Here is a 23,913-nt window from a genome sequence, read left to right on the forward strand (position 1 = left end):
TTCATATCTCCCAGTCCGAGGCCAGTTCGTCCTCGAACTCTTCAATCTCGCTCTGTGTGATCTCTATAAGCCCCACGTCGGTCGGGGTCAGACCGCCGGCGTCGGGCCGCTGGGCGTGCTCCGTGAGGGCGGTCAGCGCCGCGAACCAGCCGTCGGCGAGCGCGGCGACCTCGTCCTCGGTGAGGACACCGGGGGCGTACGTCCACGTCGCCCCGAGGCGCGGTCCCTCGGCGCTCTCCTCGACGTAGGCGTTGATCTCGACGGCGTGGGCCAGCGGGGTCGCCGGGTCCTCGCCCTCGGGGCGCGGGACCTGCGCGGCGACCGACCAGTCGCCGGTCTCGCCGGCCACGAACCGGCCCAGGTAGTTGAAGCCGATCCCCGCGGTGCGCAGCCCCTCGAAGGCGGCGGCGGTCTCCGGGTTGAGGTGCCGCAGCAGGCCGTAGCCCAGGCCCTCCGACGGCACGGCCCGCAGTTGCTCCTTGACGTGCTTGAGCACGGTTCCGGCGGCGTGGCCGCCCGCGAGCGCCTCGTCGAGATCGACGCCCGCGGTGTCCAGGAGCACCGGGTACAGGGCGGTGAACCAGCCCGTGGTGCGGGACAGGTCCAGTGCTCCGTCACGTTCCCGGCCGTGGCTCTCCACGTCGATCAGGACGGCGGTGTGCGGGTCGCGGCGCCTGCGGGCCTCGGCCAGGACGAGGCCGGCGAGCAGCACGTCGTCCACCCCCGCGCCGACCACGGCCGGGGCGGTGGTGAGCAGGTGCCCGGTGACCTCGGCCGGCAGGGTGCGGCGCAGCCGCCGCGCGGCGGCGAGCACGTCGACGGCCGCGTCCAGCGGGCGCGCGCCGACGGCGGGGCCGCCGCGCAACGTGCCGGTCCAGTGGTCGAGTTCGGCCAGGGTCCGTGGCGACCGGGCGCGTTCGGCGGCCCGCTGCGCCCACCGGCGCAGTGAGGTTCCGCCGGCGTCGAGCACGGGCTCGCGGCCGGCCAGGACGTCGTCCCAGGCGTGGAAGAGGTCCGGCAGCAGGATGCGCCAGGACACCCCGTCGACGGCCAGGTGGTTGACGGCGACCAGGAGCAGGCCCGGCCGCTCGCCCCGGTCGAACCAGACGATCTCCAGCATGGCGCCCGCGGCGGGGTCGAGCCGCTCGACGGCCGCCGTGCCGTGCTCCCGTACGGCGTCGTCGAGTGCGGTCCGTGACAGCGCGGCCGCGTCCACCCGCGTCACCCGGTCCGCAGCCCGCACGGCGTCCGGGGCGGGGACCTCCACCTGCCAGGTGGCGGCGTCCGCCGGGTCGTCGACGGCCACCCTCAGACGCAGGCTGTCGTGCCGGGCGAGCAGCGCGCCGACCAGGGCGTGCAGCCGGTCCAGGTCGAGCGCGGCAGGGGCGTTGAGCACGGTGGTCTGGTTGAACCGGTCCACCGGGACCTGCCGTTCGGCCAGCCAGTGCAGCATGGGCCAGGCCGGCAGCTCCCCGACGGGCTCGTCCGGTTCGCCCTGCTCGGGCGCCCCGGCCGCCGCGGCGGCGCGGGCCAGTTCGGCGACGGTGCGGTGCGTGAAGACGTCCGCGCCGGTGATGGTGAGGCCTTCGCGGCGGGCGGCGCTGACCAGCTGGATGGCCATGATGGAGTCGCCGCCGAGGTCGAAGAAGGCGCTGTCGGCGTCGACGGACTCCGCGGGCAGGCCGAGCACCCGGGCGAAGAGCCGGACGAGGATCTCCTCCTCGGTGTTCGCGGCCGCCCGGCCGCCCGCGCTGCCGAACTCGGGTGCGGGCAGCGCCTTGCGGTCCAGCTTGCCGATCGCGGTGAGCGGCAGCTCGGTCAGTTCGACGATCGCCGCGGGCACCATGTAGTCGGGCAGCGTGCGGCCCAGGCGGGCGCCGAGCTCCGCCCGGTCGTAGCCGGGTCCGGCCACCGTGTAGGCGACCAGGCGCTTGTCGCCGGGCCGGTCCTCGCGGACGATCACCGCGCAGGCGGTGACGCCGGGGTCCGCGGCCAGCGCGGACTCGATCTCGCCGAGCTCGATCCGGAAGCCGCGCAGCTTGACCTGCTCGTCGGCGCGGCCGGCGAACTCGACGAGCCCTGCGGCCGTCCAGCGCGCGAGGTCGCCGGTGCGGTACATCCGGGTGCCGGGCGGGCCGTACGGGTCGGCGACGAACCGGTCGGAGGTGAGGTCCGGGCGGTTCCAGTAGCAGCGGGCCAGCCCCGGGCCGGCCGCGTACAGCTCGCCGGTGACGCCCGGCGGCACGGGCCGCAGCGCGTCGTCGAGGACGTAGTGCCGCATGGCGTCCAGGGAGCGGCCGATGGGCACGCTGTGCGAGCGCCCGTCGAGCGCGGCCGGGTCGACGCGGTGGGACAGCGCCATCACGGTGACCTCGGTCGGTCCGTAGGCGTTGACGACCCTGAGGTGCGGGGCGTGTTCCAGGATCCGGCGCACGGCCGTGCCGGAGACGACGTCGCCGCCGGTGGCGACCTGCCGGAGCGCGGCGAACGCCTCGGGGATCTCCTGGCCGAGCACCCGGAACAGGCCGGCGGTCAGGAACAGCGAGGTGATCCCGGAGTCCGCGATCAGCGTCCGCAGGTCGCTCACGTCCAGGTCGCCGGGCGGCACGACCAGCACCTCGCCGCCGCGCACGAGCGGCACCCAGAACTCCAGGATCGAGGCGTCCCAGGCGTGCGGGGAGTGCAGCGGCACCCGGTCGGTGACGCCGTCCCAGCAGCGGTCGGCGGCGAGCTGGACGATGTCGCCGTGGCAGATCGCGACGCCCTTGGGCAGCCCGCTGGAGCCGGAGGTGAACATCAGGTAGGCGAGCCGGCGCGGGTCCACCGGAGCGGCCGGCGCGGTGACCGGCAGGTGCGAGACGTCGGCCCCGGCGTCCACCAGCCCGGCCCCGGTGTCCAGCCTCCCGGCCCGCTCGCGGCAGGCCTCGTCCACGACGAGCAGCGGTGCCTGCACCTGGTCGAGCAGCCACTCCAGGCGCTCGTCCGGGTTGGCGGGAGCGAGCGGGACGTAGGCGCAGCCGGCCTTGACGATGCCGAGCAGGACGACGGCCAGGGTGTCCGAGCGCTCCATCAGGACGCCGACGCGTGACTCGGGGGCGACCCCGCGGGCCAGCAGGGCGTGCGCGAACCGGTTGGCACGCGCGTCCAGTTCGGCGTACGAGAGTGTGGTGTCCCCGAAGGTGACGGCGGGGGCGTCCGGCCGCTCGGCCGCGTGGCGTGCGATGGCGTCGGGCAGGCTCGCCGGGGCGACCGGGGCGGTGGTCTCCAGCCAGCTGCCGAGGATCCGCTCGCGTTCCCCGTCCACCAGGACGTCGTGGGCCGAGACGGGTGCCCCGGGCCGTGCGGTGAGCACGTCCAGGAACCGCACCAGGCGGCGGGCCAGGCGCGCCACCGTCTCCGCGTCGAACATGTCGGCGCTGTACTCGACGCCGCCGCTCCAGTCGAGCGGTGTGCCGTCGGCGCCGAGCCGCTCGGTGAGGGTGAAGGTGAGGTCGAACTTGGCGACGGACGGCGCCACCGGGCGCGGCTCGACGGCCAGTCCGGGCATCCGGCCGGCCTCGGCGAGCGCGGTGCCGCCCGCGCCGTCCAGGCTGAGCGCCACCTGGAACAGCGGGTGGCGGGCGGCGGAGCGTTCCGGCCGCAGTGCCTCGACAAGCCGCTCGAACGGCACGTCCTGGTGGGCGAACGCGGCCAGATCGCTCTCCCGCACCCGGTCCACGAGGGCGGCGAAGCTCGGGTCACCGGAGACGTCGGTGCGCAGCACCAGCGTGTTGACGAAGAAGCCGACCACGTCGGCCAGGGACTCGTCGGCGCGCGAGACCACCGGGGAGCCGAGCGGGATGTCGGTGCCCGCGCCGAGCCGGGACAGCAGTGCCGCGAGGGCGGCCTGCACCACCATGAAGGGGGTGGCCCTCAGCTCCCGGGCCACGCGGCCCACCCGCTGGTACAGCTCCTCGGGCACCTCGAAGGTCTCCCGGCCCGCGCGGTGCGGTCCGACCGCCGGGCGTGGCCGGTCGGCCGGGAGGGTCAGCTCCTCGGGCAGTCCGCTCAACGCGCCTTCCCAGAAGCCGAGTTGCCGCTCCATCTCGGTGCCGTCGCCGTCGCCGAGGAACTCGCGCTGCCACTGCGCGTAGTCGGCGTACTGCACGGGCAGCGGCTCCCAGGCGGGGGCCGCGCCGTCCAGGCGGGCCGCGTAGGCGGTCGCGAGGTCCCTGGCGAGGACCGGCATGGAGGTGCCGTCGCCCGCGATGTGGTGGACCACGACGAGCAGGACGTGCTCGTCGGGGCCGACCGTGAACAGGCGTGCCCGGATGGGCACTTCGGCCCTCAGGTCGAAGCCGGCCGTGGCGCCCGCCTCGACGCGCTCGTCGAGGTCCTCGGGGCGCACCGGCACGACCGGCAGGTCGACGCGGGCCTCGGGCAGCACCCGCAGCCAGGCGTCGGCGCCGTCGCCGCCCCGGTCGTCGACGAGGGTGCGCAGGCTCTCGTGCCGGGCCACCACGTCACCGAGCGCCTCGCGCAGCCGGTCCGCGTCGACGGCACCGGTCAGGCGGAGCGCGATCGGGATGTTGTACGCGCCGTCGTGGCCGCCGAGCCGGTCGAGCACCCACAGCCGCTGCTGGGCGTACGAGAGCGGAACGCGTTCGGTGCGCGGCCGCGCGGTCGGTGCGGGCCGCGGCGCTCCCCCGGCGTCCGCGGCGCGGCGCGCGAGGGCGGCCGGGGTCGGCGACTCGAACAGGTCGCGCACGCCGAGATCGGCGCCCAGCGCGGCGCGTACCCGGGTGACCAGGCGCATCGCGAGCAGCGAGTGGCCGCCCAGGTCGAAGAAGGAGTCGTCCACGCCGACCCGGTCCACGCCGAGCACCTCGGCGAAGGCGTCCACGACGAGCTGCTCGGCCGGGTTCGCGGGGGCGCGGCCCGCCGTGCGGGCGGGTGCCTGCGGGGCGGGCAGCGCCTTGCGGTCGAGCTTGCCGTTGACGGTCAGCGGGAGCCGGTCGAGCGCGACCACGGCGGAGGGCACCATGTGCGCGGGCAACGCCCCGGCCACCGCCTCGCGCAGTTCGGCGGCGGCCGCCGCAACCGTGCCGTCCGCGGTGACCACGTACGCCACGAGCCGCTGGTCGCCGGGGGTGTCCTCGCGGACCACGACGGCGGCCTGGGCCACCCCTTCCCGGGCGAGCAGCACCGCCTCGATCTCGCCGGGTTCGATGCGGAAACCGCGCACCTTGACCTGGGAGTCGGCCCGGCCGAGGTAGTCGAGCGAGCCGTCGGGGCGGCGTCTGGCCAGGTCGCCGGAGCGGTACATGCGGGTGCCGGGCGCGCCGAACGGGTCGGCGACGAAGCGGCCAGACGTCAGCCCCGGACGGTGGGCGTAGCCGCGGGCGACGCCCGCGCCGGAGACGTACATCTCCCCCACGACGCCGGCCGGGACGGGCCGCAGCCGCTCGTCGAGGACGTGCACCCCGAGATCGGGGATGCCGACACCGATGACGCCGGCCGCTCCGTCCCGCACCTGCCGCGCGGTGAGCGCCCGGTGGGTGACGTGCACGGTGGTCTCGGTGATGCCGTACATGTTGACCAGCACCGGGCTGTCGTCGGCGTGCCGCTCGTACCAGGGCAGGAGCCGGGCCGGGTCGAGGGCCTCGCCGCCGAAGACGACGTAGCGCAGCGCCAGGTCGGCGCCGCCCACGGCCTCGTCGGCGCGGATCAGCTCGTGGAACGCGGACGGGGTCTGGTTGAGGACCGTGACGCGCTCGCGCTCCAGGAGGGAGAGGAACGCGCGCGGCTCGCGGCTGACGGCGTGCGGCACCACCACGAGCCGGCCGCCGTGCAGCAGCGGGCCCCACAGCTCCCACACCGAGAAGTCGAAGGCGTAGGAGTGGAAGAGGGTCCACACGTCGTCGGCGCCGAAGCCGAACCAGTGGTCGGTGGCGTCGAAGAGGCGCAGCACGTTGCGGTGGGTGACCACCACGCCCTTGGGGGTGCCGGTGGAGCCGGAGGTGTAGATGACGTACGCGGCGTGGTCGGTGCCCGCGGCGGGCTCCGGGTCGGCCGCGCCCCGTGCGGCGAGGTCCTCGATCACGTCCGGGTCGTCGAGGGCGATCCACGTGGCGTCGCCGCCGAGTGCGGCCACGGTGGCGCGGGTGCCGACGGTGACGACGGGCCGGCTGTCGCCGAGGAGCAGGGCGACGCGCTCGGCGGGGTAGGCCGGGTCGACCGGCAGGTAGCCGGCGCCGGACTTGAGGACCGCGAGCACGGCCGTGACCAGGTCGGTCACCCGGGGCAGGGCCAGGGCGACGAACCGCTCGGGGCCCGCGCCCCGCTCCCGCAGGAGTGCGGCGAGCCGGTTGACCCGGGCGTTGAGCTGCGCGTACGTCAGGGAGCTCGGGCGGCCCTGTGCGTCCTCGCCGGTGACGGCGACGGCGTCCGGCCGGGCGGCGGCGGCCTCCTCGAAGCGGCGCACGATCGTGTCGTGGGCCGCGAGCGGGCCGGTCGGCCCGGCGGGGGTGTGCGCCCAGTCGGTGAGCAGCAGGGCCCGCTCGTCGGCGGAGAGGACGTCCAGGTCGGTGACCGGGCGGCCGGGCTCGGCGAGCGCGGCGCCGAGCAGCCGGACCAGCCGCTCGCCGAGGGCCGCGACGGTCGCGGCGTCGAACAGGTCGGCGCTGTACTCCAGGTCCACCGCGATGCCCGCGGGGGTGCCCTCGGGGGTGAGCCGCGGGCGCAGGTGCCACACCAGGTCGAACTTGGCGGCGTCCACGGTCAGGTGCAGGGGTGCGACGGCGAGCGAGGGCAGTCCGCGCAGGGAGTCCAGGGCGCGGGTGTCGTCGTCGCCCCACTCCAGGACCACCTGGAACAGCGGGTGGCGGGCGGCGGAACGCTCGGGGCGCAGCGCCTCGACGAGCCGCTCGAACGGCACGTCCTGGTGCGCGAACGCGGCCAGGTCGGTCTCCCGCACCCGGCGCACGAGTTCGGTGAAGCTCGGGTCGCCGGAGACGTCGGTGCGCAGCACCAGGGTGTTGGCGAACAGGCCCACCACGTCCGTCAGCGACGCGTGGGAGCGTCCGGCGACCGGGGAGCCGAGCGGGATGTCGGTGCCCGCGCCGAGCCGCGACAGCAGTGCCGCGAGGGCGGCCTGCACCACCATGAAGGGGGTGGCCTTCAACTCCTTCGCGCCGCGCGCGAGTTCGGCGTGCAGGCCGGCCGGTATCTCCAGGCGGTGACGGCCCGCGCGGTGCGGTCCGGCCACCGGGCGGGGCCGGTCGGCGGGCAGCGCCAGCTCCTCGGGCAGGCCGTCGAGCGCGGCCATCCAGTGGTCGAGCTGGCGGCTCAGCAGGGAGTCCGGGTCGTCCTCGGTGCCTAGCGCCGCGCGCTGCCACAGCGCGAAGTCGGCGTAACCCGGTGCGGAGCCCGCCTCTTCGGGCGCGCCGCCGTCGAGGTGGGCGCGGTAGCCGGCGACGAGGTCGCGGGCGAGCACCGGGACGGAGGCGCCGTCGCCGGCGATGTGGTGGACGACGACGAGCAGGACGTGCTCGTCGGGACCCACCGCGAACAGGTGCACGCGCAGGGGCACTTCGGCGGTCAGGTCGAAGGGCCGGGCGACGGCCTCGCGCAGCGCCGCGTCCAGGTGGTCCGCGGTGACCGAGATCCGCTCGCACCACAGGGTGGTGGTCACGATCCGCTGGTACGGGCCGTCCTCGTCCTCGGCGATCAGGGTGCGCAGGCTCTCGTGCCGGTCCACCAGGGAGTCGAGGGCGGCGGCGAGCGCCGCCTCGTCGAGTTCGCCGGTCAGCCGGAGCGCCATCGGGATGTGGTAGGCGGAGTTCGTGCCGTCGAAGCGGTCCAGGAACCACTGCCGTTGCTGGGCGTACGACAGCGGCAGCCGCTCGGGGCGCGGCAGTTCGCCGGGGGCGGCGCCGGTGGCGCGCGGGCCGCCCGCGGCGATCCGGGCGAGTTCGCGCACGGTGGGCGTCTCGAAGACGTCGCGCACGGCGAGTTCGGTGCCGAGCACGGCGCTCACCCGGGCGACCAGGCGCATGGCGAGCAGCGAGTGGCCGCCCAGGTCGAAGAAGGAGTCGTCCGCGCCGACCCGGTCCACGCCGAGCACCTCGGCGAAGACGCCGGCCAGCAGTTCCTCGACGGGGTCGCCGCCGGGGCGGCCCGCGGTGGCGTCGTAGCGCGGCGCGGGCAGCGCGGCCTGGTCGAGCTTGCCGTTGACGGTGACCGGGATCCGGTCGAGGACGACGACGGCGGCCGGGACCATGTGGTCGGGCAGCACCTCGCGCAGCCGGGCACGCAGCGTCTCGGGGACGACGGTGGCGCCGGGGGCGGGCACCGCGTAGGCGACCACGCGGCGGTCGCCCGGCCGGTCCTCGCGGACGACGACGGCGCTCGCGGCGACCTCGGGGGCCCGGGCGACGGCCGCCTCGATCTCACCCGGTTCGATGCGGAAGCCGCGCAGTTTGATCTGGCGGTCGGCGCGGCCGACGTAGACCAGCTGTCCGTCCTCGCGCCAGGCGACCTGGTCGCCGGTGCGGTACATGCGGGTGCCCGGAGCGCCGAAGGGATCGGCGACGAAGCGTTCGGCGGAGAGTCCCGGACGGTCCAGGTAGCCGCGGGCGAGACCGGCTCCGGACACGTACAGCTCCCCCACCACACCGGCCGGGACGGGCTGGAGGTGGGCGTCGAGGACCCGGACCGCGAGGCCCGGCAGGGCGGTGCCGATGGGCGGTACGCCGAATCCGGCCAGCGGGGCGCTCATGGTGGCGCACACGGTCGTCTCGGTCGGCCCGTAGGCGTTGATCATGCGACGGTCCGCGGACCAGACCTCGGCGACCTGCGGCGGGCACTGTTCACCGGCGACGGCGAGGCTGCGCAGGGTCGGCAGGTCGTCGGGGCGCAGTTCGCGCAACGCGGCCGGCGGCAGCGTGGCGTGGGTGACGCCGTGGGCGGCGACGGTGCGGGCCAGCGGGGCGCCGGGCAGCAGCTCCTCGCGGGGGGCGACGACCAGGCAGGCGCCGGCCAGCAGGGTGACGGCCACCTCGGAGACGGACGCGTCGAAGCTGGGCGAGGCGAACTGCAGGACGCGGGCGCTCTCGTCGACGTCGAAGCCGGCCTTCTGGGCGCGGGCCAGGCCGGGGATGCCGGCATGGGTGACGACGACGCCCTTGGGACGGCCGGTGGAGCCCGAGGTGTAGATGACGTACGCGGCCTGCTCGGCGCGCACCGGCCGGACGAGCCCCTCGCCGGTCAGGTCCAGCGCGTCCACGTCGAGGCGGCGCACTCCGGTCTCGGGCAGGGCGGTGCCGGTGGTGGTGAGGACCAGGAGGGGCGCCGCGTCGGTGAGGGTCTGCGCGATGCGCTCGGCCGGGTGGGCCGGGTCGACGGGGACGAAGGCGCCACCCGCGAGGGCGACCGCGTGCAGGGCGACGACCAGGTCGACGGAGCGCGGCAGGACGATGCCCACCCGCCGCTCGGCGTCGACGCCGGCCTCGGCCAGCAGCCGGGCCAGCGCGCCTGCCCGGTCGGCGAGTTCGCGGAAGGTGAGCGTCCGCGCGCCGGAGACGACGGCGGGCGCGTCGGGGATGCGGCGGACCTGGTCGAGGAAGAGCTCGGGCCAGGTGCGCGGGTCGGCGGCGTCCTCGGGTCCCCGGCCGAGCGCGAGGAGGGCGTCGGGTGCGTACCCGGGGATCCGGCCGACCGGGGTGGCGGGCTCGGTGACGACCGTGCGCAGCAGCCGCGGCAGCAACTCGGCCACCACAGCCATCTGTTCGGCGCCGAGGACATCGGGCCGGTGGTGCAGGCGCAGCCGGAGTCCGTCGGCGCTCGGGCTCGCCTCCATGGCGAGGGCGTAGTGGGTGACGGCGTGGTGGGTGACCTCGCCGGCCTCCAGACCGGCGCGGCGGGCCACGGCGGCCAGCGCGTCGACGTCCAGCGGGTAGTTCTCGAACACCATGGAGGTGTCGAAGAGTTCGCCGTGTCCGGCCCGGCGCCGGATGTCCACCAGGCCGAGGTGGTGGTGTTCGGTCAGCCGGGCCTGCTCCAGCTGGAGGCGGCGGGCGAAGTCGCCGACCGGCTCGTCGGCGCGCAGGGCCGCCCGCAGCGGCACCGTGTTGACGAAGAGGCCGACCATGTCGGCCGCGCCGGGCAGGTCGGCGGGCCGGCCGCTGACGGTGGTGCCGGTGACGACGTCGTCGCGTCCGGTGAGCCGGGCCACGAGCAGCAGCCAGGCGCTCTGCACCAGGGTGTTGACGGTGACGCCGAGGCGGCGGGCGGCGGCCTGCACGTCGAGTCCGCCGACGGTCAGGTCGAGGCGGCCGGGCTCCTGTGCGGCCGGGGCCGGTCCGGTGGACAGCAGGGTGCCGCCGTCGAGCCCGGCGAGCGCCTCGCCCCACGCGGCCTCGGCTGCCGCGCGGTCCTGGTCGGCCAGCCACGCCAGGTACGCGCGGTGCGGGCGGGCCTGCGGCAGGGCGTCGCCCAGGTAGTGGGCCATCAGGTCGCCCATCACGATCGGCATGGACCAGCCGTCGCGGACGCTGTGGTGGGCGGTGACGACGAGGGTGTGGCGCTCGCCGAGGGAGGCGACGGTCCAGCGGATCAGGGGTGCGGCGGTGATGTCGAAGCCGCGCCGGCGGTCGGCCGCGCAGACCGCGTCGAGCTCGGCGCGGTCGGTCAGCGCGACCTCGGTGAAGTCGAGTCCGGGACGGGCGAGGACGACCTGGACGGGCGTGCCCTGCGCGGTGCGGCGGAAGGCGGCCCGCAGCGCGGGGTGGCGGCGCTGCACCTCGGCGGCGGCGGCCCGCAGCCGGGAGCGGTCGAGTGCGCCGGTGAGTTCCACGCGGAGCTGCGAGATGTACGGGTCGTCGGCGCCGTCGCCGTACTGGTGGTGGAAGAGCAGGCCTTCCTGGAGCGGGGCGAGCGGCAGCAGCTCGGCCACGTCCGGGTCGGCCTCCAGCTCGCGGATCTCCTCCTGGGTGAGGGTGACGAGCAGGTCGGACGGGGTGCGGCCGCCCGCGTCCGGGCGCTCGCCGTGTGCGGCGAGGCCGCGCAGCGCGCTGTCCCACAGGTCGGCGAGGCGGGCCGCCTCGGCGTCGGGGACCAGGGCGCGGGCCCAGGTCCAGGTGGCGACGAGTTCCGTTCCCCCGGGGCCTTCGTGGGCGGCGACGTTGACCTCGACGGTGTGCGAGAGCGGCACGTCGGGGGCGTCGTCGGCGCCGACCGCGGCCAGTTCCCAGCCGGGCGCGAGCGCCCCGGCGAAGCTGACGCGGCCCAGGTAGTTGAAGCCGATCTGTGCCTCGGGCAGCTCCGCGAACTCCTGCGCGGTGGCCGGGTCGGCGTGGCGGGCGAGGCCGTGGCCGATGCCGTGGCGGGGAGTGGTGCGCAACTGCTCCTTGACGGCGCGCAGGGCGTCGCCCACGGCGTCCGTGCCCGCCAGGACGGCACCCGGGTCGGCCGTCGCGGTGTCCAGGCGTACGGGGTGGGCGACGGTGAACCAGCCGACGGTGCGGGCGAGTTCGGCGCCCGGGACCAGTTCCTCGTGACGGCCGTGGCTCTCCACGTCCACGAGGAGTCCGGCGCGGTCGCCGCGCCACAGCGGTACGGCGGCGGCGAGCGCGGTGAGCAGGACGTCGTCCGGCCCGGCGTGGTAGGCGGCGGGCAGCGCGTCCAGGAGCGCGCCGGTCACGTCGGCGGGCACCCGGACGGTCAGCCGTCCGGCGTCGCCGCGCAGGTCACGGGCCGGGTCGAGGGGCCGGTCGCCGATCAGCGGATCGTCCGCGGTGAGCACGTCCCGCCAATGCGCGGCGTCGTCGGCGGGCAGCGCGGTGAACGCACCGGCCCACGCGGCGAACGAGGTGCCCACCGGGGCGAGCGCGGGCCGGCCGCCCTCGGTGACCGCCGTCCACGCCTCGGCGAGGTCGGGCACGAGGATGCGCCAGGACACGCCGTCGACGGCCAGGTGGTGGACGACGAGCAGCAGCCGGCCGGGGCGCTCGGTGCCGCGGTCGATCCAGACGGCCCGCAGCATCCGGCCCGCGGCCGGGTCGAGGGCGTCGCGGGCCGCGGCGGTGTGCGCGGCGGCGAGGGCGGTGAGCTCCTCGTCGGTCGCGTCCGGGGCGGCGGCGACACGGGTGAGCAGCGCGTCCGCGGGGACGGCGCCGCTGTCCACCGGCGCGACGGTGAACCTCTCGCCGTCGTCGACGCGCATCCGCAGTGTCTCGTGCCGCTCGACGAGCGCGCCGAGCGCGGCGGCCAGGTGTTCGCGGGTGGTCGGGGGCAGGGTCAGGGTGACGGACTGGTGGTACTGGTCGAACCGGCCACGGGTGACGAGCCGGCGCATCAGCGGCAGCAACGGCGCGCTCCGCGGGCCCGGCGCGGCTCCCGCGGTGGGCGCCTCCTGCCCCTGCGCACCGAGTGCGGCGGCGAGCCGGGCCGGAGTGCGGTGCTCGAAGACGTGCCGCGCCGAGAACCGCAGACCCGCCGCACGCGCCCGCCCGACCAACTGGATCGACATGATCGAGTCGCCGCCCAGCGCGAAGAAGTCGTCCTCCACACCCACGTCCGCACGACCCAGCACCTGCCCGAACAGGCCCAACAGCCGCTCCTGCAACGGATCACGGGACGCCTCACCACCGAGTGCGGCGGCGAGCCGGGCCGGAGTGCGGTGCTCGAAGACGTGCCGCGCCGAGAACCGCAGACCCGCCGCACGCGCCCGCCCGACCAACTGGATCGACATGATCGAGTCGCCGCCCAGCGCGAAGAAGTCGTCCTCCACACCCACATCCGCACGACCCAGCACCTGCCCGAACAGACCCAGCAGCCGCTCCTCCAGGCCTCCGGAGGCCGTGCGGCCGGCGGTGCCCGCGGTGGTGGCGGGCTCGGGCAAGGCCGCCCGGTCCACCTTGCCGTTCGGGGTCAGCGGCAGCTCGTCCAGGACGACGAACGCGGCGGGCACCATGTACTCGGGCAGCACCGCGCGCATCCGTGCCTCGACCTCGGCCGTCCGCCCGCCGTCGGACGCCACCAGGTAGCCGACCAGGCGGGGTTCGCCGGCGGTGCCGCGGACGGCCGCGGCGGCACGGCGGACGCCGGGCACGGCCTCGGCGGCGGCCTCGACCTCGCCGAGTTCGATGCGGAAGCCGCGCACCTTGACCTGGTCGTCGACCCGGCCGAGATACTCGATCATGCCGTCGGGCCGCAGCCTCGCCAGGTCGCCCGTGCGGTACATCCGGCTGCCCGCCGGGCCGAACGGATCGGCCACGAAGCGGTGCGCGGTCTGGCCGGGCATTCCCAGATAGCCCCGCGCCAGCCCGTCACCCGCGAGGTACAGCTCACCGCGCGCACCGGGGCGTACCGGCCGCAGGCCGCTGTCGAGCAGGTGCACACGCGCGTACGGGAACGCGCGGCCGATCGGCACCGGGCCGTCGGCGAGCGGCTCGCCCGGCTCGACGCGGAACTCCATGACGTTGACGGTCGCCTCGGTCGGCCCGTACGCGTTCACGACGGTCGCTTCGGGGTGCGCGGCCCGCCAGCCGGCCAGCATCTCGCCGCGCAGCGCCTCGCCGCCCAGGACCAGTGTGCCGGTCGGCGACACCTCGTCGGGCAGCGTGTCGAGCAGCCGCAGATGGCTGGGCGTGCCCTTGAGGAAGGTGGGCCGTGCGGCGCCGATGGCGTCCGGCAGCTCGGCGAGGTGCACCAGGCCGCCCGCGACCAGCGGGGTGTAGAGGCAGGTGACGGTGAGGTCGAAGGAGACCGAGGTGTGCGCGAGGGCGGTGCCCGCCGCGTCCGGGTAGGCCGTGGCCGCGCGCGCCAGATAGGCGCCCAGCGCGCGGTGTTCGACGACGACGCCCTTGGGGCGGCCGGTGGAGCCGGAGGTGAAGATGACGTACGCGGCGTCCTCGGCCCGTGGCGTGCGGCCGATCGCGTCGGCCTCGGCGGTGGTGGGACGCACGGTGGCCAGGCCCGCGGGCACGAGGGCGGGTTCGGTGGTGACGGCGAGCGCGGGGGCGCTGTCCTCCAGGATCACGGCGATGCGGTCGGCCGGGTAGGCGGGGTCCACGGGCACGTAGGCGGCGCCGGACTTGAGGACGCCGAGCAGCGCGACCATCAGCTCCGCCGAGCGGGGCAGCAGTACCGCGACCAGGCTGCCGGGACCGGCGCCGCGCGCGACGAGTTCGGCGGCCAGCGCGTTGGAGCGCCGGTCGAGCTGCCGGTAGGTGAGGCTCTCGCCACCGGCGAGGACGGCCGGCGCGTCCGGGGTGCGTGCCGCCTGCGCGGCGAACAGCGCGGGCAGGGTCGTGTCCGCGGACGGCGTCGCGGACGCGGCCACGGGCGCGGTCTCCTCCGTCCTGGCGAGCCGGCCCAGCGGCAGCTCGGGGGCACGGACGAAGGCCCGGAGCGTCGCGAGCAGTTCGGCACCGGCGGTCCGTGCGGTGACCTCGTCCACCAGGTGCGGCTGGTGGCGCACCCGCAGCCGCATCCGCTCGCCGGGCTCGACGACGACGCTGATGGCGAAGTGGCTGCCGTCGCGGACGCGGGCGTCGGCCAGTTCGAGTCCGGCGGCCTGCGCGCGGGCGGTGATCCCGGCCGGGTCCAGCGGGTAGTTCTCGAAGCTCAGCAGGGTGTCGAACAGCTCGCCCATGCCCAGGGCGCGCTGGATGTCACCGAGCGCCACGTGGTGGTGGTCGAGCAGCGCGGACTGCTCGCGGCCGAGCCGTACGGCGAGATCGCCGAGCCGCTCGCCCGCGTCGAGACGCACCGACAGCGGCACGGTGTTGATGAACAGGCCCACCAGGTCGCCCGCGCCCTCCAGTTCGGCCGGGCGGCCTGCCACGGTGACGCCGAACAGCGCCTCGTCGCGGCCGGTCAGACCGCGCAGCACGATGGCCCAGGCGGCCTGCACCAGGGTGTTGACGGTGACGCCGTACCGGCGGGCGACCGCGCCGAGGGCGGCCGTGTCGGCGGTGTCGAGCAGGTGCTCCTGGCGCACCGGCTCCAGGACGCGGTCCCCGTGCCCGGTGGCGACCCGCGACGGCTCGGTGACCTCGGCGAGCGCCGTCCGCCACACGTCGAGCGACGTCTCGCGGTCGGTGCCGTCGAGCCATGCGAGGTGGTCGCGGTAGCGCGCCGGCCCGGCCGCCACGGGTACGGCGTCCGCATCCGCGTACGCGGCGAAGAGGTCCTGGGCGACGATCGGCAACGACCAGCCGTCCACCACGATGTGGTGCATCGTCAGGACCAGGGAGCCCGTGCCGTCGGCGCGCCGCACCGTGGTCGCCCGCACCAGCGGCGGACGGCTCAGGTCGAAGCGGGTGGCGCGGTCCTCGTCGAGCAGGGCGTCGAACGCGGTGTCGTCGGCCGCGTCCGCCTCGCGCACCGGCACGCCGGGCGCCTCGTGCACGAGCTGCACCGCCCGCTGCTCCTCGGAGCTGCGGAAGGAGACGCGCAGCGCCTCGTGGCGCAGCAGCACCCGGTCGAGTGCCGCGGACAGCCGTACGGGATCCAGGGGCGCGGCGAGGTCGAGGACGATCTGCAGGGTGTACGGGTCGGCGCCGGAGTCGTCGAAGGCGTGGTGGAACAGCAGGCCCTGCTGGTTGGGCGAGAGCGGGAGCACGGACTCGACGCCGGGCTCGGCGGCCAGGCGCTCGGCCTCGTCCGCGGAGACGGGCAGGGTGATCCCGGCGGGCGCGGCGCCCGGTTCGTACGCCGAGCAGACCTCGGCGAGCGCGGCCACCGTGCGCAGCTCGAACAGATCGCGGAAGCCGAACGACACACCACGGGCGCGGGCGCGGCTCAGCAGCCGGAAGCCGAGGATGCTGTCGCCGCCGAGCGCGAAGAAGTCCTCGTCGATGCCGACCGCGGCGAGGCCGAGCACCTCCGCGTACAGCGCGCACAGCAGCTCCTGCGCGGGGGTGCGCGGGGCGCGCGGGGCGGCACCGGTGATCACCGGAACGGGCAGCGCGCGCCTGTCGATCCCGCCGCCGGGCGCGGGCGGCAGGGTGTCCAGGGTGACGAGGACCGAGGGGACCATGTAGTCCGGCAGCTCGGCGGCCACCGCGTCGCGCAGGGCCGGGACGTCGACCGTGGCGCCGCGGCGGGGCACCAGGTAGCCGACGAGCCGGCGCTCGCCGGGGGTGTCCTCACGGACCACGACGGCGGCGCGCACCACATCGGCCTGAGCCGTGAGGACGGCCTCCACCTCGGCCGTCTCGAAGCGGAAGCCGCGCAGCTCGGCGAGGTCACGCCGGTCCTCGCCGACCGCGGCCCCGCGGTCGGGGACCAGCTCGGCGACGAGCGAGGCGGGGGCGTCGGCGAACGTGGCGAGGGTGGCGGTGAACCGGTCGAGCAGGCTCTGCGCGGCGGCCGGGTCGAACAGGTGCGGCCGGCACACGAGCCGTGCCGTGAGCCGCTCGCCGGGGACGGCGGTGAGCGTGAGCGGGTAGTGGTTGACGTCGGTGACGTCGGCGGCGCCCGCCACCAGACCGCTCTCGCGGGCCGTCGCGTCCAGCGCCGCCCGGTCCACCGGGTAGTTCTGGAAGGCGACGACGGTGTCGAAGAGCGAGGAGACACCGGCCGCCCGCTGCACGTCGACCAGCGGCAGGTACTGGTGCGCGAGCAGGTCGGCCTGGTCGTCCTGGACGGACCGGGCCAGCTCGGCCAGGGTGCGGGCGGAGCCCGGACGGGCGCGCAGCGCGACGGTGTTGACGAACAGGCCGATCATCCCGGCCACGCCCGGCACCTCGGCGGGGCGGCCCGCCACGGTGACGCCGAACACCACGTCGTCCCGGCCGGTCAGCTCGCGCAGGGCGACGGACCAGGCCGCCTGTACCAGGGAGTTGACGGTGACGCCCAGGTCACGGGCGGCGTGCGTCAGGCGCCCGGTGGTCGCGGCGTCCAGCGTCCCCTCCAGGCGTACGGCCTCCTCGGCGGGCCCGTGCGCCGCGCCCACCAGGGTCGGCCGGACACCGGCGAGGGCCTCGCCCCATGCGGCGGCGGACTCCTCGTGGTCCTGTGCGGCCAGCCAGGCGAGGTGGTCGCGGTAGGGGCGGGGCTCGGCGCCCGGGTCGGCTCCGGCGTAGGCCCGCAGCACCTCGCCGAGCAGCACCGGCACCGACCAGCCGTCCAGGACGGCGTGGTGGCCGGTGACGACGAGCCGCCAGCCCTCGTCGAGCCGCAGCAGGGCGGCGCGCAGCAGCGGCGCGCGGGCGAGGTCGAAGGGCTCGGCGGTCTCGGCGCGCAGCACCGCGTCGAGCCGGTCCGCGCGGCCGCGCAGATCGTGCACGCGCCAGGGCACGGTGGCCCGTCCGCGCACCACGAGCACCGGACGGCTCACGTCCTCGTGGGCGATCGCGGAGCGCAGCACGGGGTGCCGGGAGACGACGGTGCCGAGCGCGGCGCGCAGCCGCTCGGCGTCCACGTCACCGGCCAGGTCGAGGCTGATGCGCACGCTGTACACGTCGCGGTCCTCGTCCGTGGTGAGGCTGTGCACGACGATGCCGTCCTGCAGCGGCGTCAGCGGCAGCACCTCCTCCACGCCGGAGTCGGCGAACAGCGCGGCCAGTTCGGCCTGGGGCAGCGCGGCGGGCAGCTTCTTCGCGGGCGCCGCACCGGCCGGGCCGCCCACCGCGCAGGTCGGCGCGAGCCGGGCGACGGTCCGGGCCCGGAACAGGTCGCGGATGGCCACGGTGAGGCCTTCGACGGCGGCGTGGCTGACGATGCGGGTGGCCGAGAGGGAGGTGCCGCCGATGGTGAAGAAGTCGTCGTCGATGGTGACGGACTCGACGCCGAGGACGGTGGCGTACAGGGCGCACAGGCGCGCTTCCAGGTCGGTGCGCGGGGCGCGGCCGTCGGACAGCGCGACGCGCACGGGGGCGGGCAGCGCCCGGCGGTCCAGCTTGCCGTTGGGGGTCAGCGGCAGCGCGTCGAGGACCACGACGGCGCCCGGCACCATGTACTCGGGCAGCGTGTCGGCGAGGTGGCCGCGCAGCGCCGGGGAGTCGCCCTCCGGCGAGACGATGTACGCCACGAGGCGCTTGTCGCCCGGGCGGTCCTCGCGCATCAGCACGGCGGCCCGCTCGACCGGCGGGTGCGCGAGCAGCGCGGCCTCGATGTCGCCGAGTTCGATGCGGAAGCCGCGCACCTTGACCTGGTGGTCGAGGCGGGACAGGAAGGTGAAGGAGCCGTCGTGCTCGCGCCGCACCAGGTCTCCGGTGCGGTAGAAGCGCCCGGGGCCGTAGGGGTTGGCGACGAAGCGCTCGGCGGTCAGGCCGGGCCGTCCGCGGTAGCCGCGGGCCACGCCGTCACCGGCGATGTACAGCTCGCCGCTGTACCCGGCGGGCACCGGTCGCAGGGCCGTGTCGAGCACGTACACCTGGGTGTTGAGGATCGGCGTGCCGAGCGAGACCGGGCCGTCGCCGGCCGTGACGGGGGCGGTCATCGACCAGACGGTGGTCTCGGTGGGGCCGTACATGTTGGTGACGCTCGCGGCGTGCTCGGCCAGCGGGCCGGCCAGCGACTGCGGCAGGGCCTCGCCGCCGGTCAGCACGCGCACCCCGGCGAAGACCTCCGGCCGCGTCTCGATCAGCGGCTGCCACAGGCTGGGCGTGGCCTGCACGACGGTGATGCCCTCGCGCTCGACGATCGCCCGCAGCGCGTCCGGGTCGAGCACCTCGTCGCGGCTCGCGAACACCACGCGGGCCCCGGCGAGCAGCGGCTGGAAGATCTCCAGGACGGCGATGTCGAAGCTCACGGTGGTCACGGCGAGCAGCCGGTCGGCGGGGCCGACGGGCACCGCGAGGGCCATCGCCCGGAGGAAGTTGTCCATCGCGAACCGTTCCAGGGCCACGCCCTTGGGGCGGCCGGTGGAGCCGGAGGTGTAGATGACGTACGCGGTGGAGCGCGGGTCCTGCGGGCGGCCGAGCGGGCTCGCGTCACCGGCGCGCAGGTCCACCGTGTCCAGCAGCAGCGCGGGCACACCGGCGGGCACCTCGGTGCCGGTGGTGGTGACCAGCAGGCCGGGAGCGGCGTCCGCGAGGATCATCGCGCGCCGGTCGGCGGGGTGTTCGGGGTCGATGGGCAGGTAGGCGCCGCCGGTCTTCAGGACGGCGAGCAGCGTCACGATCAGGCCGGCGGTGCGCGGCAGCGCCACCCCGACCAGGGACTCGGGGCCCGTGCCCCGGTCGGCGAGCAGGCGGGCGAGCCGGTTGGCGCGGGCGTCGAGTTCCGCGTACGTGAGGGTCTCGTCGGCGCGCAGGGCCACGGCGTCGGGCGTCGCGGCGGCCTGCCGCTCGAAGAGGTCGACCAGGGCGCCCGGAACATCGCCCGCGGTGCCGTTGGGGGCGTGCAGCAGGAGCTCGGCGGCCTCGGCGTCGAGGAGCGCGGCCCGGCCGACGGGGGCGTCGGGGGCGTCCGCGAGCGAGCCGAGCAGCCGCAGGAACCGCTCCTGGTGGGCGCGGAGTTCGTCCTCGGTGTACAGCGCGGGGTTGGCGGCGAGTTCGAGCACGACCTCGCCGGCGGCGGGGTCTCCGTACGTGGCCATCGCCAGGTCGGCCACCGGTCCGTTGGACAGCTGCCGGGGGGTGAGGAGCGCCTCGCCGAAGCGGACCCGGGCGTCGAAGGACATGGCGTTGACGGCCGTACCGAACAGGGCGGCGTCCGTGCCGGTCAGTTCACGGGCCTGGTGCAGTTCCTCGCGGCGCAGGCGCTGGGCCCGCAGCAGGGTGCCGAGTTCGGTGCGGACGGCGCGGACCAGCTCCGTGAAGGTGGCGTCGGGGCCGACGGTGAGCCGCAGCGGCAGGTCGTTGGCGAGCATGGCCGGGGTGGCGAGCGCGGCCGGAGTGCGGCGCGCGGCCACCGGTATCCCGAGGACCACGTCGTCGACGGAGAGCATCCGGCTGTGGTAGACGGCGGTGGCCGCGGCGACGACGGCGGGCCAGTGGCCGACGGCGGTGAGCGCGCCGGTCAGTTCGGCCGGCAGGTCGGTGCGCAGTCGCAGGGCGCGCGGCGAGGCGCCGGCCACGCCCTCGGAGAGGCTCTGGCGTTCCTCGGCGCCGGCCAGCCGCTCCAGCACGAGGGCGCGGTCGCCGGCGTGGTGCGTCGAGCCCTGGTAGGCGCTCTCCTCGGCCACGAGCACGTCGAGCCCGCGGGGGCGGGCCGGCTCGGGCTGCCGCCCGGCGCTCAGCGCCGTGTAGATCCTGGCCAGGCGGTCCAGGTAGCGGGTCTGGCCGAAGCCGTCCAGGACGATGTGGTGGTAGCGCAGATAGAAGAAGTGCCGCTGGTCGGAGAGGACCAGGAGCGCGTGCCGGGACAGCGGTCCCGCCTCCAGGTCGGGAACGGTGGCCAGGTCGCGGTCCATCCAGGCGCGGGCAGCGGCCTCCGGGTCGGCATCGGTCCTCAAGTCCACGACGTCCACCGGGGCGTCGACCGTGTCGGCGACGGACTGGAAGACCTCGCCGTCGTCCCCGAACCGGGCGCGCAGTGCCTGCGTCTCGGCCACGGCCAGGGCGACGGACCGGCGCAGCACCTCGATGTCGAGCGGGGCCGAGTCGAAGTGGACGGCGCACTGGTAGAGGGGGCTCTCCGGTGCCAGCCGCTGAGCCACCCACACACCGAGTTGGGCTGCGGTGACCGGCAGGCGGACCTCGTTGTGAACCTCGGAAAGTGCCAACCGACTCACGCTCCCAGAACGGTGTACCGATGCGGACCTCAAGGAGCGCGCACACCGCATGACGGCGCGACGCTCCGAGCGGAGGCTCTCCGCAGGGCCTATCTCGGCCCTATAGGGCGCGCGAGATCCGTCGGCCGTCCGCGCCGAGAACCGGCCCCGGCACGCGACGGCCACCATCCGCCGCGCATTCCGTATAGCCCCCGTGAAGGCTTCGCATAGCAACGGCTCCCAGCCTGGGGCGTGCCGCGCCGGGAAAGACCCCGCGCCCGCCCGCTGGAGGAATCAGATGCGTCGTCGCCTCGCCACCCTGCTCGTCGCCACCGTGTCCGGAATCGTGGCGTTCGCCTCCCCCGCCACAGCCGCACCGGCCGACAAGGCGCAGGTGCTGAGCAGTTGGACGCAGACCAGCGCGGCCAGCTACGACGCCTGGGTCGCGGCCCGCGGCAACCAGGGTGCCTGGTCGGCGTACGGCTTCGACTGGTCGACCGACTACTGCACCACGTCCCCCGACAACCCCTTCGGCTTCCCCTTCCAGACGGCCTGCGCACGGCACGACTTCGGGTACCGCAACCACAAGGCGGCCGGCACGTTCACCACCAGCAAGTCACGCCTCGACGACGCCTTCTACGCGGACCTCAAGCGCGTCTGCGCCGGCTACTCGGGCCTGAAGAAGACCTCGTGCGACTCGACCGCCTGGACCTACTACCAGGCCGTGAAGGCCTTCGGTTCCAGCGCCGCGGTCGACGGCACCAGGACGACGGTCTGACGACAGCGCGGCCCGCACACCACGCGCGCAGGAGCGGTGGTGTGCGGGCCGCGTGGGCCGGAGCGGGCTCAGTGCCGCTCGCGGGAGTTGCCGAAGAAGATGCGGTACAGGATCAGCAGCACGAGCGCGCCGCCGATCGCGGAGACCCAGGTCGCGCCGTCGTAGAAGTCCTTGCTGACGGGCCTGTCGAGCCACTGCGCCGATATCCAGCCGCCGATGAAGGCGCCGGCTATCCCGATGAGCGTGGTGCCGACCAGGCCGCCCGGGTCGCGCCCCGGGAGCAGAATCTTGGCGATGGCACCGGCGAGCAGGCCCAGGATGATCCAGCTGATGATGCCCATGCCGTGACTGCCTCTCTTTCATGGGGCGTTGCTGTGGACGGGCGCTGCGACGACGTCGCGATCCCTTGATCCACTACTGCCCTGAAAGACGACAAGTAGGCCGGTTACGGTTGCGGTTGAGGGGAATCGGGTGCGGGGAATCGGGTGCGGTCCGGGCCGGGTCCTACCGCGCCGCGAACGGCTGGTCGGTGCGGACGATGTCACGGCCGAGCGGCAGGAGCGAGATCGGGATCATCTTGAAGTTGGCGATGCCGAACGGGATGCCGATGATCGTCACGCACAGGGCGATGCCGGTGAAGATGTGGGCGAGCGCCAGCCACCAGCCCGCCAGGACCAGCCAGAGCACATTGCCGACGCAGGAGGGCGCGCCGGCGTCCCCGCGCTCGACCGTGGTGTACCCGAAGGGCCACAGGGCGTAGACGCCGATCCTGAACGCGGCGATGCCGAACGGGATGCCGATGATCGTGATGCAGAGCAGCGCGCCTGCCAACAGATAGCCCAGGAACAGCCAGAAGCCGCTCAGGACGAGCCAGATGACGTTCAGGACGGTCTTCACCGGCGGGGGCCTCCTGCCATTTGCTCCAGCCGCGCGATGCGCTCGGCCATCGGCGGGTGCGTGGAGAACATTTTGGACATTCCCTGGCCCGGGCGGAAGGGGTTGGCGATCATCATGTGGCTCGCCGTCTCGATCCGGGGCTCGGGTGGCAGCGGCAGCTGCTTCGTCCCCGCGTCGAGCTTGCGCAGGGCACTGGCCAGGGCCAGCGGGTCGCCGGTCAGCTGCGCGCCGGAGGCGTCGGCCTCGTACTCGCGCGAGCGGCTGATGGCGAGCTGGATGAGGGACGCGGCGAGCGGGCCGAGGATCATGACCAGGAGCATCCCGAAGATGCCGGGCCCGTCGTCGTCGTTGGAACGGCCGACCGGGATCAGCCAGGCGAAGTTCACCAGGAACATGATCACGGAGGCCAGGGCGCCGGCGACCGACGAGATCAGGATGTCGCGGTTGTAGACATGGCTGAGCTCGTGTCCGATGACACCGCGCAGCTCGCGCTCGTCCAGGATGCGCAGGATGCCCTCGGTGCAGCACACGGCGGCATTGCGCGGATTGCGGCCCGTCGCGAACGCGTTCGGCGCCTCGGTGGGCGAGATGTACAGCCGGGGCATGGGCTGCCTCGCCTGCGTGGAGAGCTCGCGCACCATCCGGTACAGGGCGGGTGCCTCGAACTCGCTGACCGGGCGGGCCCGCATCGCGCGCAGGGCCAGCTTGTCGCTGTTCCAGTACGCGTACGCGTTCGTCCCGATGGCGATGACGAGGCCGATGATCAGCCCCGTACGACCGAAGAAACTCCCGATCACGAGAATGAGGGCGGAGAGCCCTCCGAGGAGTACGGCGGTCTTCAGCCCGTTGTGCCGGCGGTGCACGGTACGCCCTCCTGGTGGTGCGGCAGGGGAACCCACTGCTCTGTCTCTTGCTGGCCACTGGTGCGCGTGTCGCGCGTGTTCCTGTCCAGTGGACCCTCCCGTACTGGTCAACGCCAGACGAGGAGGACTAGTTCCCTTGTGCACGCCCGGAGGACGGGGTGCGCGTGTAGGCCGTACGGGTCAGACCTTCTCCTGCACCTGCTGCTCGGGGAGCATCCCGGCGATCTCCAGAGCCTTCTGGTCGGGCTCGATCTCGCTGGTGCACTGGGGGCAGCGGGTGGCGATGCCCGGGATCTGCGCGTAGCAGCGCGGGCAGTCGCGCAGGGAGGCCTTGATGTCGACCGGCTTGTTGCGGTCCATGCGGGCCTGGAACTTCATCATCGGCATGACGATCAGGAAGTACAGGACGGCCGCGGTGATGAAGAAGGCGATCGTGGCGTCGATGAACTTCCCGTAGAAGAACTTCACCCCGTCGACCTCGAAGACCGCGTCGGAGTAGTCACCGATGGAGCCGGTGGCCCACCCCAGGAGAGGGGTGATGAACGCGGTGGTGAAGGCCGTCACCAGAGCGGTGAACGCCGTTCCGATGGCGAGGCCGACGGCCGTGGTGATGATGTTCCCGCGGAGGATGAATGTCTTGAACCCGCTCAGCACGGTACTGCTCCTGGGTATCGAGGTTGACTGGGGCATGCCTAAACCAGGCGACCCCAAAACGTACCAAAGAGACT

General features: G+C 74.8%; 6 protein-coding genes. 1 reads left to right on the forward strand and 5 read right to left on the reverse strand.

The features are described from left to right. Position 1: 1 nt before the first annotated feature. On the reverse strand, positions 2-20,836 hold the full coding sequence (locus ABT127_RS24765; RefSeq protein WP_351453983.1) for a non-ribosomal peptide synthase/polyketide synthase: 20,835 nt from the start codon (positions 20,834-20,836) through the stop codon (positions 2-4). 109 nt (positions 20,837-20,945) lie between these two features. Between ABT127_RS24765 and ABT127_RS24770 the strand changes: the two genes are divergently transcribed. After that, the gene (locus tag ABT127_RS24770) at positions 20,946-21,425 is read left to right on the forward strand and encodes a phospholipase (RefSeq protein WP_351453984.1); all 480 of its coding nucleotides are present in this window, start codon (positions 20,946-20,948) and stop codon (positions 21,423-21,425) included. A 68-nt stretch (positions 21,426-21,493) separates the two neighbouring features. Here the strand turns inward: ABT127_RS24770 and ABT127_RS24775 are convergent, their stop codons facing one another. The 4 genes from ABT127_RS24775 to ABT127_RS24790 form a co-directional block, all read right to left on the reverse strand. Next, positions 21,494-21,766: a GlsB/YeaQ/YmgE family stress response membrane protein gene (locus ABT127_RS24775; RefSeq protein WP_111663809.1), complete on the reverse strand. Its 273-nt coding sequence runs from the start codon at positions 21,764-21,766 to the stop codon at positions 21,494-21,496. 163 nt (positions 21,767-21,929) lie between these two features. After that, positions 21,930-22,322: a YccF domain-containing protein gene (locus ABT127_RS24780; RefSeq protein ID WP_351453987.1), complete on the reverse strand. Its 393-nt coding sequence runs from the start codon at positions 22,320-22,322 to the stop codon at positions 21,930-21,932. Continuing rightward, on the reverse strand, positions 22,319-23,185 hold the full coding sequence (gene htpX, locus ABT127_RS24785) for a zinc metalloprotease HtpX (RefSeq protein ID WP_351453989.1): 867 nt from the start codon (positions 23,183-23,185) through the stop codon (positions 22,319-22,321). The genes ABT127_RS24780 and htpX overlap by 4 nt, the downstream gene beginning before the upstream one ends. A gap of 180 nt (positions 23,186-23,365) precedes the next feature. Next, positions 23,366-23,839, reverse strand: coding sequence for a large conductance mechanosensitive channel protein MscL (locus ABT127_RS24790; RefSeq protein ID WP_351453992.1), 474 nt, complete (start codon positions 23,837-23,839; stop codon positions 23,366-23,368). Positions 23,840-23,913: the final 74 nt, after the last annotated feature.

Origin of the sequence: Streptomyces sp. NPDC001904, assembly GCF_040297005.1 — a bacterium.
GTDB lineage: Bacteria > Actinomycetota > Actinomycetes > Streptomycetales > Streptomycetaceae > Streptomyces.

Excerpts from the sequence above, each read along its gene's own strand:
- ABT127_RS24765 (WP_351453983.1), bottom strand. The coding sequence starts at position 20,836 with ATGGTGGCCGTCGCGTGCCGGGGCCGGTTCTCGGCGCGGACGGCCGAC.
- ABT127_RS24770 (WP_351453984.1), top strand. The coding sequence starts at position 20,946 with ATGCGTCGTCGCCTCGCCACCCTGCTCGTCGCCACCGTGTCCGGAATC.
- ABT127_RS24775 (WP_111663809.1), bottom strand. The coding sequence starts at position 21,766 with ATGGGCATCATCAGCTGGATCATCCTGGGCCTGCTCGCCGGTGCCATC.